The organism is Pseudoruegeria sp. SHC-113 (assembly GCF_025376885.1).
Classification (GTDB): Bacteria; Pseudomonadota; Alphaproteobacteria; order Rhodobacterales; family Rhodobacteraceae; genus Pseudoruegeria.
The window spans coordinates 2,668,338-2,682,068 of the sequence record NZ_JAHUBR010000001.1 but is presented as its reverse complement, the minus strand read 5'-3'; the positions used below and the strand labels follow the sequence as shown (position 1 = coordinate 2,682,068).

Sequence of the window (13,731 nt, the reverse complement as noted above, 5' to 3'; positions counted from 1 at the left end):
CCGCCGCCTTCGGCGACTCCCCCGAGATATTTTTAGAACAAAGTGGGGCCCCATCTTCTGACCGGAAATATCCCGGGGTGCGGGGCAGAGCCCCGCGATCTAACGCTGGGGATCCTGCGGGACACGGGATTTGAGCGCGGCGAAGGCGCCCGAGGCGATCGCGTCGGGGTGGGTGACGCCCAGCTGCGTGGGGATGCGGGGCAGGCCGAGGATCTGGCTCATCACCAATCGATGGGTGCCGCCCCCGCCGAAGATGGGCATTCCGTCGCGGCCCACGTGCATGGTGATGCCGCCCTTTTCCCGCAGAGATCCGCCCTTGAGCTGGCGGCGGGATTTCAGCTGGCCCGTGGCCTTCATATCCTCGAAAGTTCGCTGCAGGGCGTCGTAACGGCGGATCATGCCTTCGCGGGTCTTGATGCCATCGCCGTGGCCGTAGGTCTCGATCGCGGTCATCAGGAAGTCATGGGCGCCGCAGTCCTCCCAACTGAGGCCGTCCACGAAATGGCGGTGCAGGTATTGGGCTTTCGGGAAATCGTTGATCCGGACTTTGGCGTCCTCCCAGTCGCCCCCCAGCACGCGGCCGCTTTCTTCCCGCTTGATCCGCCGGGTGCCCGGCACTTTGCCATGCAGCATGAATTCCACCTCACGCGGGTTTACGAAGAGTGTCTGATACATCTTCGGCGCGCCGGGCCCGCAGGTGAGGCGGTTCTTCAGGTCGCGCCCGTGCAGAACGGGCGAGAGCGCGGTGCCGATACGGAAAGCAACGGCATTCAGTGTGCGTTCGGCCTGTTTGAGCGCCGTCTGTCCGGGCATCACCGCCTCCTTTTAAAATGTAACAACTATGTAAACCTCCGGCGCCGGGCGCAAGCCGCGCCCGGTAGGCCAACTGCAAATGTCGATCTCGCGACTAGCGCGGGCAGGTTTTTCCGGCTACACTTTGGCCCAGACCCGGAAAACGGGCGGTACGAGAGGCAGAATTGGGCGGTTTCCCATGACGGAAATGGTGTATGGCGCGGCTCCCGTGAAGAGCGGCGAGCCGGTACTTCCGAAATGGTGGCGGACGGTGGACAAGTGGTCGCTGTCTTTCATCCTGTTGTTGTTTGTGATCGGATTGCTGCTGGGGCTTGCGGCCTCGGTGCCGCTGGCCGAGCGCAACGGGCTTTCGCAATATCATTATGTACAGCGGCAGCTTGTCTTTGGCGGCATGGCGCTTTCGGTGATGTTTGTTGTCTCTACCTTCACGCCCGTCATGGTGCGCAGGCTTGGGGTGATGTGTTTCTTCGCAGCCTTCGCGGCCCTTCTGTTGTTGCCGTTCTTCGGCACCGATTTCGGCAAGGGCGCGGTGCGCTGGTATTCGCTGGGCTTTGCCTCCGTGCAGCCGTCGGAGTTTCTGAAACCCGTTTTCGTGATCATGGCGGCCTGGCTGATGGCCGCCAGCCAGGAAATCAACGGCCCCCCGGGCAAGTCGATCTCTTTCGCGCTGGTGATCACCATCGTCGGCCTTTTGGCCATGCAGCCCGATTTCGGGCAGGCCTGCCTTGTGCTCTTTGGCTGGGGCGTGATGTATTTCGTAGCCGGTGCGCCGCTCGTCCTGCTGATCGGCATGGCGCTGGCCGTGGTAGCGGCCGGAACGGTAGCCTATAACAGCTCGGAGCATTTCGCGCGCCGCATCGATGGCTTCCTGAACCCCGAAGTCGATCCCACCACCCAGATGGGCTACGCGACCAACGCCATCCGCGAGGGCGGTTTCTTTGGCGTCGGCGTGGGCGAGGGGCAGGTGAAATGGTCGCTGCCCGATGCGCATACGGATTTCATCATTGCCGTGGCGGCCGAGGAATACGGGCTGATCCTCGTGCTGATCATCATCGGCCTCTATGCCACCATCACCTTCCGCTCCCTGATGCGGCTGATGCGGGAGCGCGATCCCTTCATCCGGCTCGCAGGCACCGGCCTCGCTTGCATGTTCGGCGTGCAGGCGCTGATCAACATCGGCGTGGCGGTGCGGCTTCTGCCCTCAAAAGGCATGACGCTGCCCTTCGTCTCCTACGGTGGCTCTTCGCTTATTGCAGGCGGGCTGGCCGTCGGCATGTTGCTGGCCCTGACCCGCACGCGCCCGCAGGGCGAGATCGGCGACCACTTCCTGCGCCGGGGACACGGCGGGTGAGCGCGCCGCTTCTTGTGATCGCGGCCGGGGGCACCGGCGGCCATATGTTTCCTGCACAGGCATTGGCGGAGGCCATGCTGGATCTGGGCTGGCGGGTGAAGCTTTCGACCGACGCGCGCGGCGCGCGCTATACGGGCGGCTTCCCGGAGGCCGTGGAGATCGAGCAGATTCCTTCAGCCACGTTTGCGCGCGGCGGCATCGCGGCCAAGGCGGGCGTGCCCTTCAAGCTGGCGCGTGGCGTGATGGCGGCGATGGGCAAGATGCGCAAGGATCGTCCGGCCGTCGTGGTCGGTTTTGGCGGCTACCCGTCCTTCCCGGCCATCGCGGCGGCCTGGCTGATGCGCCTGCCGCGCATGATCCATGAGCAGAACGGCTTTCCCGGCCTTGTGAACCGCAAGTTTGCCCGCAAGGTGGATGCCTTCGCCTGTGGCATCTGGCCCACGGAACTGCCTGCGGGTGTGGAAGGCGTGCACACCGGCAATCCGGTGCGCGCCGCCGTGCTGGCGCGTGCGGGTGCGCCCTATATCGCGCCGGGCGATCATCCGATGAGCGTTCTGGTGATCGGCGGCTCTCAGGGCGCCCGCATCCTGTCGGAGGTCGTGCCGCAGGCCATGGCGCTCCTGCCCGAAGGCATCCGCCGCCACCTGCGTATCTCCCATCAGGCGCGCGCCGAGGATCTACCCGAGGTCGAGGCTTTCTACGCAGAGAATGGCATCAACGCTTACGTGCAGCCCTTCTTCACCGACATCCCGGACCGCATGGCCGAGGCCCAGCTGGTGATCAGCCGGGCGGGGGCCTCTTCGGTGGCCGATATCTCGATCATCGGGCGGCCGGCGATCCTCGTGCCTTTTGCCGCCGCCACAAACGATCACCAGAGCGCCAATGCGCGCGGGCTGGTGGAGGCGGGTGCGGCGGTGCTGATCCCCGAATCCGCCCTTGATCCCGAAGCGCTGGCAGAGCAAACAGGCGCGATCCTCGGCGACGCCCATGCTGCCAGCCAGATGGCGCAGGCCGCTTTGGGGCAGGGGCGCCCGGACGCAACGGGGCGGCTCGTGGAAATGGTGAAGGAATTGGCCGGGCAGGCACGCCACGCCCCGGCCACGTAGAAAGAGAAACAATGAGTGCAGCAACGAAACTTCCGCTGGAACTGGGCGCCATTCACTTCGTCGGGATCGGCGGGATTGGCATGTCGGGCATCGCGGAGGTGCTGCTGAACCACGGCTATACCGTTCAGGGCTCTGACCTGAAGGACAGCAAGATCACCGAGCGCCTTGCCGGGCTGGGCGCGAAGATCTTCATCGGCCAGCGCGCCGAGAACCTTCAGGATGCCGAGGTCGTGGTGATTTCTTCCGCGATCAAGCCGGGCAACCCCGAGCTCGACGCCGCCCGCGCGCAAGGTTTGCCCGTGGTGCGCCGCGCCGAGATGCTGGCCGAGCTGATGCGCCTGAAATCCAACGTCGCCGTGGCCGGCACCCACGGCAAGACGACAACCACCACGATGGTGGCCACGCTGCTGGATGCGGGCGGGATCGATCCGACCGTGATCAACGGCGGCATCATCCACGCCTATGGCTCCAACGCGCGCATGGGGCAGGGCGAATGGATGGTGGTGGAGGCCGATGAAAGCGACGGCACCTTCAACCGCCTGCCCGCAACGATTGCCATCGTCACCAACATCGATCCGGAGCATATGGAGCACTGGGGCGATTTCGACACGCTGCGCGCAGGGTTCCACCAGTTCGTTTCCAACATCCCCTTCTACGGGCTGGCCGTCTGCTGCACCGATCATCCAGAGGTGCAGGCGCTTGTGGGCCGCATTACCGACCGCCGCGTGGTGACCTTTGGCTTCAACGCGCAGGCCGATGTGCGCGCGGTGAACCTGACGTATAAGGCGGGTGTGGCGCATTTCGACATCCTGCTGCAAGGCGAAGACAGCAAGATCGAAGGCTGCACCCTGCCGATGCCGGGCGATCACAACGTCTCCAACGCGCTGTCGGCCGTGGCCGTGGCGCGCCACCTCGGCATGAAGCGCGAGGAAATCCGCGAGGCGCTGGCCAGTTTCGGCGGCGTGAACCGGCGCTTCACCAAGGTGGGCGAGATCAACGGTGTCACCATCATCGACGATTACGGCCACCATCCGGTGGAGATCGAAGCGGTGCTGAAAGCCGCGCGGCAGGCCAGCGAAGGCCGGGTGATCGCGGTGCACCAGCCGCACCGCTACTCGCGGTTGGCCTCGCTCTTTGAGGACTTCTGCACCTGTTTCAACGAGGCCGATGTGGTGGGGATTTCCGAGGTTTTCTCCGCCGGTGAGGATCCGATCCCCGGTGCGAGCCGCGATGATCTGGTGGCAGGGCTGATCCGCCACGGCCACCGCCACGCACGTGCAGTGGAAAGCGAAGAGGATCTGGAGCGGCTGGTGCGCGAGCAGGCCGCGCCGGGGGATATGGTCGTCTGCCTTGGGGCGGGCACGATTTCCACCTGGGCGCATGGGTTGCCTGCGCGCCTGAAGGATCTGGACGCAGCGTCATGAGCCCGGTGCTGCTGGCCTGCTGCCTCTGGGTTGTGGCGGCCACTGGCGTGGCCATGCTGCCCATGCGCCACCAGTTCGCACCCGGCGTGATCCTGCTGGCGCTGGCACCGGTGCTGATCGTCTGGCTGGCGCGGGCGCATGGGCTCTGGATCGGGTTGGCGGGGTTTGCGGCTTTCCTGTCGATGTTCCGCAAGCCGCTGAAATACTACGGGATTCGTGCAATGGATCGTTGGAAAGGGCGGGTGCAATGACGCCCTCGCTCATCCTTGCCTGCCTCTGGGTTGTCATCGCGAATCTGATCGCCATGTTCCCCAGCAAGCACCACCATTGGCCCGCCGCCTATGGGCTGATCGCCGTCGGTGTGCCGCTTCTGGGCTGGGTCACCTACCAGAACGGCCCCTGGATAGGATTGGCCGTTTTTGCCGCAGGGGCTTCGACTTTGCGCTGGCCGTTGCTATATTTAGGGCGCTGGATTAAACGGCAGCTCTCGCCCGCGCCGAAATAATTCTTTAACGCAACCACGTCACACAGGGCCCATGACCGGACAGAAAAACATCTTCCTGTTTGCCTTCTTCTTTGTGCTCTTCGGGGTGCAGAAGCTGGGCCATGCGCTGGCGGTGGCCGGGGCGCGGCTCTGTGCGTTTGCCGTGCGCGCGGCTCATGCCGTCTGGCATGCGATCACCGCCTTCTTCTCCTCGCTGATCGACGTGGTGACCCATGGGCGCGGGCCGAATGAAGAGCTGCAGAAGCGCAACGTGGAGTATCTGGGCTACGTCGGCTTCATGTCCTGGGCAACATCCATTGCGCTGTACATCCTCACCGCCGGGCCGCTGGGCCGCTATGTGGGGTGGTATTGGACAACCCGGATCGAGCCTTGGGCGCGCGGCTACAAATGAGCACGCTGGCCTTGCCGCAGGTGCGCGGCACCCTGCAGGAAAACCGCGCGCTGGACGGGCTCACATGGCTGCGCGTGGGCGGGCATTGCGACCTGTTCTTCCAACCCGCCGATCTTGCCGATCTGCAGGATTTCCTGAAAGCGCTTGATCCCGCCATGCCGGTGTTTCCGATGGGGGTGGGCAGCAACCTGATCGTGCGCGATGGCGGCTTGCGCGCCGCCGTGATCCGTATGGGGCGCGGCTTCAATTCCATCACGATTGAGGGCACGCGCGTGACGGCAGGCGTCGCAGCGCTGGACGCTCATGTGGCGCGCAAGGCGGCGAATGCTGGCGTGGATCTCACCTTCCTGCGCACGATCCCTGGTGCGATCGGCGGCGCGGTGCGGATGAACGCGGGCTGCTACGGCAGCTACGTGGCGGATCACTTCGTCTCGGCCAAGGCGGTGACGCGGGCAGGGGAGCTTGTGACGCTCACCGCCCAGGATCTGAATTTCCAGTACCGCCAGAGCGATCTGCCCGAGGGCTGGGTGCTGGTGGAAGCCATTTTTGAAGGCGCAGATGGCGATCCCGCCACGCTGCACGCCCGCATGGAAGAGCAACTCGCCAAGCGCGATGCGACGCAACCCACCAAGGAGCGCACCGCCGGCAGCACCTTCCGCAACCCGGCCGGGTTCAGCTCCACGGGCAAGGCCGATGACGTGCATGATCTGAAAGCCTGGAAGGTGATCGACGACGCCGGCATGCGCGGCGCGCGCATCGGCGGGGCGCAGATGTCGGAGATGCACTCCAATTTCATGGTCAACACCGGCGGTGCCACGGCGGCGGATCTTGAAAATCTGGGCGAACTCGTTCGAAAAAAGGTTTTCCAAAACAGCGGAATAACGCTAGACTGGGAAATCATGCGCGTCGGCGAACCGGCGGCAGAGTGATCGCCCGAACCGGGCGGTGTTTCACGAAAAAGACGGGCCATATCAAAAGGCCCGCGTGAACGAGGCAAAGAGTGGGCATGTCGAGCAGGACAGCCCCGACAGTTGTGGTTCTGATGGGTGGCCCTTCCGCTGAGCGGGAGGTTTCGCTGTCATCCGGGCGCGAATGCGCCGCCGCACTCCGGGGCGAGGGATTCACCGTTATCGAGCTGGACGCCGGGCCAGATCTTGCAGCGCGTCTGCAGGAGATCGGCGATTGCGTCGTTTTCAACGCGCTGCATGGCCGCTGGGGCGAGGATGGCTGCGTGCAGGGGCTGCTTGAGTGGCTCCGCATTCCCTACACCCATTCCGGCGTGCTGGCCTCTGCGCTTGCGATGGACAAGGAACGCAGCAAGGCCGCGTTCCGCGTGGCAGGCCTTCCGGTGGTAGAGAGCGTTCTGGCCCCTAAGGCCGAGGTCTCCGCCCGCCATATGCTGACCCCGCCCTATGTGGTGAAACCCAACAATGAGGGCTCCAGCGTGGGCGTCTATCTGGTGAATGAGGCCAGCAACGGCCCGCCCCAGCTCGATGACGCCATGCCCGAGGTGGTCATGGTGGAGGCCTTCGTGCCGGGCCGCGAGTTGACCGTCACTGTGATGGGCGATCAGGCGCTGGCCGTGACCGACATCCTCACCGACGGCTGGTATGATTACGACGCCAAATACAAGCCCGGCGGCTCGCGACACGAGGTGCCCGCCAATATCCCCGCCGAAATCACCGAGGCCTGCCGCGATTACGCCCTGCGCGCCCATCAGGTGCTCGGCTGCCGGGGCGTTTCGCGCACCGATTTCCGCTGGGATGAGGCCAAGGGCCTTGCCGGGCTTTTCCTGCTGGAAACCAATACCCAGCCGGGCATGACGCCCACCTCGCTTTCGCCCGAACAGGCGCAGCACGCAGGGTATAGCTTTGGCACATTCTGCCGCTGGATGGTGGAGGATGCCTCATGCGACCGTTGAGCGGCTTTGCCCGCAACGCCCCCCAACAGCCCGTCGCGCCGCGCGATCCGGCCCCAAGCCGCGCGGCCTACCGGATGCAGCGGCTCTGGCTCACGCCTTCGTTTCGCAAGTTCACCATGGTCGGCCTGCCGATCCTGTGCGTCGCCCTTGGCGGCGCTGTGTTCTTTGCCGGGCAGGAGCGCCGCGACGCGGTGAGCGGCAAGATCGCCGAAATCCGCCGCAGCGTGGCCGAGCGGCCTGAATTCATGGTCAATCTGATGGCCATCGACGGCGCCTCCATCGAGGTGAGCGAAGACATCCGCGAGATCCTGCCTGTCGATTTCCCGATTTCCTCCTTCGATTTGGATCTGGAATCCATGCGCCAGACGGTGGAGGGGCTCGATGCCGTGGCGCGCGTGGATCTGCGTATCCGCCCCGGCGGTATCCTGCAGGTGGAGATCGAAGAGCGCGTGCCGGCAGTTGTCTGGCGCGGGCGTGACGCCATTGAAATTCTGGATCACGAAGGCCACCGCGTGGCCCATCTCGTGGCGCGGGCACAGCGGCCCGACCTGCCGCTGGTGGCGGGCGACGGGGCCAATGCGGCGGTGCCCGAGGCGCTTGCGGTGCTGAAGGCCGCCGAGCCGATTGCCGATCGCATGCGCGGCCTCGTGCGCATGGGCGAGCGGCGCTGGGATCTGGTGCTGGATCGCGGGCAGCGCATCCTGCTGCCCGAAGAGCGTCCGGTGCAGGCTTTGGAGCGGGTTATCGCGCTGAACAAGGTGCAGGATCTGCTGGCGCGCGATCTGGTGGCGATTGATATGCGGAACGAGAAGCGGCCCACGCTTCGGCTGTCTAAACCGGCGGCCGATGAACTGCGGGAAGCCAAGCTCCAGCAAATGGGAGTGAGCAGGAATGAGTGACCTTTACGCACAGCAGCGCGCGATGCGCAACATGCGCCAGGCGGCGATGCAACGGGGGGTGATCGCCATCCTCGACGTGGGCACCTCCAAGATCGGCTGCCTCGTGTTGCGCTTTGATGGCCCGGCGGAATTTTCGGAATCCGATGGCGTCGGCAGCATGGCGGGGCAATCGAGCTTCAGGGTGATCGGAGCGGCCACAACGCGCTCGCGCGGGGTGCGGCTGGGTGAAGTGGACACGCTGCAGGAAACCGAACGCGCGATCCGCACCGTGGTGCAGACGGCGCAGAAAATGGCCAATGTGCGGGTGGATCACGTGATCGCCTGCCTCTCCGGCGCGCGGCCGCGCTCCTACGGGCTGGCGGGCGCGATTGAATTGCATGACGACGTGGTGAAAGGGCAGGACGTGGCGCGCGTGCTGGCGGCTTGTGACGTGCCCGACATCGGGCCGGGCCGCGAGGTGCTGCACGCTCAGCCGGTGAATTTCGCGCTGGATCACCGCAGCGGGCTGAGCGATCCGCGCGGGCAGGTGGGCAACCGCCTTGCCACCGACATGCATCTGCTCACGGTGGACGGCGCGGCGATACAGACGCTGCTGCATTGCATCAAGCGCTGCGATCTGGAGGTCGCCGGGCTGGCCTCCTCGGCTTATGTCTCGGGCATCTCCTCGCTGGTGGAAGACGAGCAGGAGCTGGGTGCGGCCTGTATCGATCTCGGGGGTGGCACCACCGGGATGTCCATCTTCATCAAGAAACACATGATCTACGCCGACAGCGTCCGGCTGGGCGGCGACAGCGTGACCTCGGACATCTCCAAGGGGCTGCAGATCCCGCTCACGCAAGCCGAGCGCATCAAGACGGTGCACGGCGGCGTGGTGGCCACGGGCATGGATGATCGCGAGATGATCGACATCGGCGGCGATTGCGGCGACTGGGAGCGCGACCGGCGCACGGTGAGCCGGGCGGAGCTGATCGGCATCATGCGCCCGCGCGTGGAGGAGATCCTTGAAGAGGTCCGGGAGCGTCTGGACGCGGCGGGCTTTGAGCATCTGCCCAGCCAGCAGATCGTTCTGACGGGTGGCGGCAGCCAGATTCCGGGGCTTGATGGGCTTGCCTCCAAGATCCTTGGCCAGCAGGTGCGCTTGGGCCGCCCCCTGCGCGTGCAGGGCCTGCCGCAGGCAGCCACCGGCGCGGCGTTTTCCTCTTCCGTGGGGCTCTGCCTCTTCGCGGCGCATCCGCAGGACGAATGGTGGGATTTCGAGATCCCCAACGACCGTTATCCGGCACGTTCGCTCAAGCGGGCGGTGAAGTGGTTCAGGGATAACTGGTAACCCCTACATTTCGTATCCCCGGCGAAATCTCGCGAATCGAAGGAATTTCCCTGCCATATTTGGCGGGGAATCTGCGTTTTTTTAATGACGTTTCGGAAAACTGTGGATAGAATTGGTGCAGAACAGGCACAAAATGCCGGAGAAAACCGGTCCTCGAAATTAACAGGCGGACAGACCAATGACATTGAATCTCACCATGCCAGAGCATGAAGAGTTGAAGCCCCGGATTACGGTATTCGGCGTCGGTGGGGCGGGCGGCAATGCCGTCAACAACATGATCGAAAAAGAGCTCGACGGCGTGGAATTCGTCGTGGCCAACACCGATGCGCAGGCGCTGCAGCAGAACAAGGCTCCGGCCCGCATCCAGATGGGTGTGAAGGCCACCGAGGGCCTCGGTGCCGGCGCACGCCCCACGGTGGGCGCGGCAGCCGCTGAGGAAACCATCGAAGAGATCGTGGATCACCTCGCAGGCGCGCATATGTGCTTCATCACTGCCGGCATGGGCGGCGGCACCGGCACCGGTGCGGCCCCGATCATCGCGCAGGCCGCACGCGAGTTGGGCGTTCTCACCGTGGGCGTGGTGACGAAACCCTTCCAGTTCGAAGGCGCTAAGCGCATGCGTCAGGCCGAGGAGGGCGTCGAGGCGCTCCAAAAGGTCGTCGACACGCTGATCATCATTCCGAACCAGAACCTGTTCCGCCTCGCCAACGAGAAAACCACCTTCACCGAGGCCTTCTCGATGGCCGATGACGTGCTCTATCAGGGTGTGAAGGGCGTGACGGACCTGATGGTCCGTCCGGGCCTGATCAACCTCGATTTCGCCGACGTCCGCGCCGTGATGGACGAGATGGGCAAGGCCATGATGGGCACCGGAGAAGCCTCTGGCGAGGATCGCGCCGTTCAGGCCGCCGAGAAGGCCATCGCCAACCCGCTGCTGGACGAGATCTCCCTGCGCGGTGCGCGCGGTGTGCTGATCAACATCACCGGCAGCCACGATCTGACCCTGTTCGAACTGGACGAAGCCGCCAACCGCATCCGCGAGGAAGTGGATCCGGACGCCAACATCATCGTCGGCTCCACGCTGGATCCCTCGATGGACGGCACGATGCGCGTCTCTGTTGTGGCCACCGGTATCGACGCCGCCGCCAAGACCGACGACATGCCGATGCCGCGCCGCCGCCTGGCCGAGCCGCTCGCACCGGCTGCCGAGGTCGCGGAAGAAGAGGCTGTCGCCATGGAAGCCGCTCCGGTTGCCGCCGAAGTCGCCGTGGAAGAGCCCACGCTCTTTGGCGATATGAACGCGCAGGAGTTTGCCGCCAACGAGCAGGCCGAAGACATCTTCGACGATCTGGACGATAGCGATGAGCTGCCGCCGCCGGCCTACCAGCCGCAGCAGCGTCAGCCGCAATTCCAGCAGCCTCAGGCACATCAGCCGCAGGCCCGCCAGCCGGAAGCGCCGCGTGCCTCGCTGGAAACCCCGGCGCAGGATTTCGTTGCCCCGCGTGCCCCGGCACCGGGCACGCCGTCGCCGGAAGCGCTGGCCCGCCTGCGCGCCGCCGTGGCGAAATCGCCCGAGGCCGCACCGCGCCCGGCAGCCGCACCGCGCCCCGCTCCGGCTCCGGCCGCCGAGAAGCCGCGTTTTGGCATCAACAGCCTCATTGGCCGCATGACGGGCCACGGCGAAGGCCCGGCCCAGAGCCCGGCGCGCCAGCAGCCGCCGATGCACTCCTACGAGGAGGAAAACGAGGCCGATCCCGAGCAGGACCGCATCGAGATCCCCGCCTTCCTGCGGCGTCAGGCGAACTGATTTCTTTGTGACGTTAAGTCACAATTCAGGAACTACCTCCAGAAAGGGCCGGCCATGTGCCGGCTCTTTTGCTTTGATTACATGAGGTTATGCGCTGATAGCGCAAACGCCGGCAAAAATCCGCGCATTGTGAATCTTCATGTTTCAGACGGTTACAATGTTTGAGTTGTGAATATGAGCGCCCGCCTCTACTTCGAGGGTGCCGGACGAGAGCAGAACCAGGCCGCGCCCCTGACGCGCAGCCGAAAGAGCCATAAGTGCCGGCGGCAACCTTGGGTGACCACGTGCAAACCACGATCAAATCCGCTGTCCAGTTTAAAGGTGTGGGCCTCCATTCGGGCGCACCTGTTCGCATGACCGTGCATCCGGCCTCGGCCGAATACGGCATCTGGTTCCGGCGCACTGATCTGGATTTCGAACCGATGATCCCGGCCCTGTGGGACGCGGTCGGCGAGGCACGCCTCTGCACCCGTATCGACGGCCCCTCGGGCGCCTCGGTGCAAACCATCGAACATATCATGGCCGCGCTTGCGGGCTGTGGCATCCAGAACGCCCTGATCGAGATCGACGGCCCCGAAGTGCCGGTGATGGACGGAAGCTCCGCCCATTTCGTGCAGGCGCTGCTGGCCGCTGGCGTACGCAAGCTGGATGCACCGGTGCGCGCGATCCGCGTTCTGAAGCCGGTGGAATACCGAGAGGGCGAGGCTTTCGCCCGGCTTGAGCCGTCCGAGACCTTCCTGATCGATTTCCACATCGATTTCGAAGACGCCGCCATCGGCCGTCAGGACAAGGTGCTGAACATGGCCAACGGCGCTTTCGTGCGCGAGTTGAGCGACAGCCGCACCTTCTGCCGCCAGTCTGACATCGAGGTGATGCGCGCCAATGGTCTGGCCCTTGGCGGCTCGCTGGAAAACGCCGTTGTGGTGGATGGGGCCGAAGTGCTCACACCGGGTGGCCTGCGCCACAAGGATGAAGCCGTGCGCCACAAGATGCTGGACGCGCTTGGCGATCTGGCCCTAGCTGGGGCACCGCTTCTGGGCCGCTACGTGGGCCACCGCGCAGGGCACATGATGACGAACCAGCTGCTGCGCAAGCTCTTTGCCGATCCCACCGCTTTCGAGATGGTCACCTGCGACACCCAGATGGCGCTGCGGCTGCCGGGCGTGGGCGTGCATAAGGCCGACGTGCCCCTTCATGCCTGAGCCGCGCAGATTTGCGCGCAAAGGCGTTTTGCCCCGCATTTTTCTGTGCTAGGAACAACCTCAATCAGGGGGTGGCACACCGCCTCCGCAGAGGGAATTACAGGATAGGGGCTACATGACTCGCGTCAGGTCTCGGGCAGCAAAAGCTCTTCTTCTCGCATCCGTCACGCTTTTGGTGGCCTGCAGCCGCCTTGGCATCGGCGGCGGCTCCGGCACGGAAGACGTTGCCATCGAAAGCCTCGATGCCGAAACGATCTTCAAACAGGCCGAATTCCAGCTTGCCGCAAACAACCCTGATGAAGCGGCGGTGCTCTTTGGCGAGATCGAGCGGCTCTATCCCTATTCCGAATGGGCCAAGCGCGGGCTGATCATGCAGGCCTTCGCCTACCATCAGGATCGCGACTACGACAACAGCCGCTCCTCGGCGCAGCGCTACATCGATTTCTACCCGGCGGACGAGGATGCCGCCTACGCGCAGTATCTTCTGGCGCTCAGCTACTACGATCAGATCGACGCCATCGGCCGTGATCAGGGCCTGACCTTCCAGGCGCTGCAGGCCCTGCGCACGGTGATCGAGCGGTATCCGGACAGCGAATACGCCCGCTCCGCCATCCTGAAGTTCGATCTGGCCTTCGATCACCTTGCCGCCAAGGAGATGGAAGTGGGCCGCTACTACCTGAAGCGCGGCCATTACTCCGCTGCCATCGCCCGTTTCCGGGTGGTCGTGGAGCAATTCCAGACGACAACCCACACACCCGAGGCGCTCTATCGCCTGATCGAGGCTTATCTCTCGCTCGGCCTCGTGCAGGAAGCCCAGACGGCGGGCGCGATCCTCGGCTACAACTTCCAGTCCACCGATTGGTACGAGGACGGCTACAAGCTGCTGACGCAACAGGGCGTGGAGCCCGGGCTGTTCTCCGACGGCTGGCTGCGGCAGGTCTATCGCCAGATGATCAAGGGCGAATGGCTCTGATCGACGGCAGGG

The 13,731-nt window shown here is 64.6% G+C and carries 14 protein-coding genes; 13 read left to right on the top strand and 1 reads right to left on the bottom strand.

The genetic code is table 11. The features are described 5' to 3' along the window. Nucleotides 1-99: 99 nt before the first annotated feature. Nucleotides 100-813 (bottom strand): hypothetical protein, encoded by a 714-nt coding sequence (locus KVX96_RS13185; protein WP_261194971.1) that lies wholly within the window; start codon nt 811-813, stop codon nt 100-102. 178 nt (nt 814-991) lie between these two features. Between KVX96_RS13185 and ftsW the strand changes: the two genes are divergently transcribed. The 13 genes from ftsW (at nt 992) to KVX96_RS13120 (ending at nt 13,719) form a co-directional block, all read left to right on the top strand. Continuing rightward, nucleotides 992-2,164: a putative lipid II flippase FtsW gene (gene ftsW, locus KVX96_RS13180; RefSeq protein WP_261194970.1), complete on the top strand. Its 1,173-nt coding sequence runs from the start codon at nt 992-994 to the stop codon at nt 2,162-2,164. Further along, nucleotides 2,161-3,270, top strand: coding sequence for an undecaprenyldiphospho-muramoylpentapeptide beta-N-acetylglucosaminyltransferase (gene murG / locus KVX96_RS13175; RefSeq protein ID WP_261194968.1), 1,110 nt, complete (start codon nt 2,161-2,163; stop codon nt 3,268-3,270). The genes ftsW and murG overlap by 4 nt, the downstream gene beginning before the upstream one ends. A gap of 11 nt (nt 3,271-3,281) precedes the next feature. Continuing rightward, on the top strand, nt 3,282-4,694 hold the full coding sequence (gene murC, locus KVX96_RS13170; RefSeq protein WP_261194966.1) for a UDP-N-acetylmuramate--L-alanine ligase: 1,413 nt from the start codon (nt 3,282-3,284) through the stop codon (nt 4,692-4,694). Continuing rightward, the gene (locus KVX96_RS13165; protein ID WP_261194965.1) at nt 4,691-4,945 is read left to right on the top strand and encodes a DUF2484 family protein; all 255 of its coding nucleotides are present in this window, start codon (nt 4,691-4,693) and stop codon (nt 4,943-4,945) included. The genes murC and KVX96_RS13165 overlap by 4 nt, the downstream gene beginning before the upstream one ends. Further along, nucleotides 4,942-5,199, top strand: coding sequence for a DUF2484 family protein (locus KVX96_RS13160; protein ID WP_261194964.1), 258 nt, complete (start codon nt 4,942-4,944; stop codon nt 5,197-5,199). The genes KVX96_RS13165 and KVX96_RS13160 overlap by 4 nt, the downstream gene beginning before the upstream one ends. Before the next feature lie 31 nt (nt 5,200-5,230). Further along, on the top strand, nt 5,231-5,590 hold the full coding sequence (locus KVX96_RS13155; protein WP_261194963.1) for a hypothetical protein: 360 nt from the start codon (nt 5,231-5,233) through the stop codon (nt 5,588-5,590). Continuing rightward, complete coding sequence (murB, locus tag KVX96_RS13150) at nt 5,587-6,519, top strand: UDP-N-acetylmuramate dehydrogenase (RefSeq protein ID WP_261194962.1); 933 nt, start codon at nt 5,587-5,589, stop codon at nt 6,517-6,519. The genes KVX96_RS13155 and murB overlap by 4 nt, the downstream gene beginning before the upstream one ends. Before the next feature lie 71 nt (nt 6,520-6,590). Beyond that, nucleotides 6,591-7,511 (top strand): D-alanine--D-alanine ligase, encoded by a 921-nt coding sequence (locus KVX96_RS13145; protein ID WP_261194961.1) that lies wholly within the window; start codon nt 6,591-6,593, stop codon nt 7,509-7,511. Beyond that, nucleotides 7,499-8,410 (top strand): cell division protein FtsQ/DivIB, encoded by a 912-nt coding sequence (locus KVX96_RS13140; RefSeq protein WP_261194960.1) that lies wholly within the window; start codon nt 7,499-7,501, stop codon nt 8,408-8,410. The genes KVX96_RS13145 and KVX96_RS13140 overlap by 13 nt, the downstream gene beginning before the upstream one ends. Then, nucleotides 8,403-9,737 (top strand): cell division protein FtsA, encoded by a 1,335-nt coding sequence (gene ftsA / locus KVX96_RS13135; RefSeq protein ID WP_261194959.1) that lies wholly within the window; start codon nt 8,403-8,405, stop codon nt 9,735-9,737. Before KVX96_RS13140 ends, ftsA begins: the two co-directional genes overlap by 8 nt. Nucleotides 9,738-9,915: 178 nt before the next feature. Then, nucleotides 9,916-11,544, top strand: coding sequence for a cell division protein FtsZ (gene ftsZ / locus KVX96_RS13130; protein WP_261194958.1), 1,629 nt, complete (start codon nt 9,916-9,918; stop codon nt 11,542-11,544). A 284-nt stretch (nt 11,545-11,828) separates the two neighbouring features. Next, nucleotides 11,829-12,746, top strand: coding sequence for a UDP-3-O-acyl-N-acetylglucosamine deacetylase (gene lpxC / locus KVX96_RS13125; protein WP_261195457.1), 918 nt, complete (start codon nt 11,829-11,831; stop codon nt 12,744-12,746). Nucleotides 12,747-12,861: 115 nt separating this feature from the next. Then, a complete protein-coding gene (locus tag KVX96_RS13120) occupies nt 12,862-13,719 on the top strand; it encodes an outer membrane protein assembly factor BamD (protein WP_261194957.1) in 858 nt (285 codons plus the stop codon). The last annotated feature ends 12 nt before the right edge of the window (nt 13,720-13,731 follow it).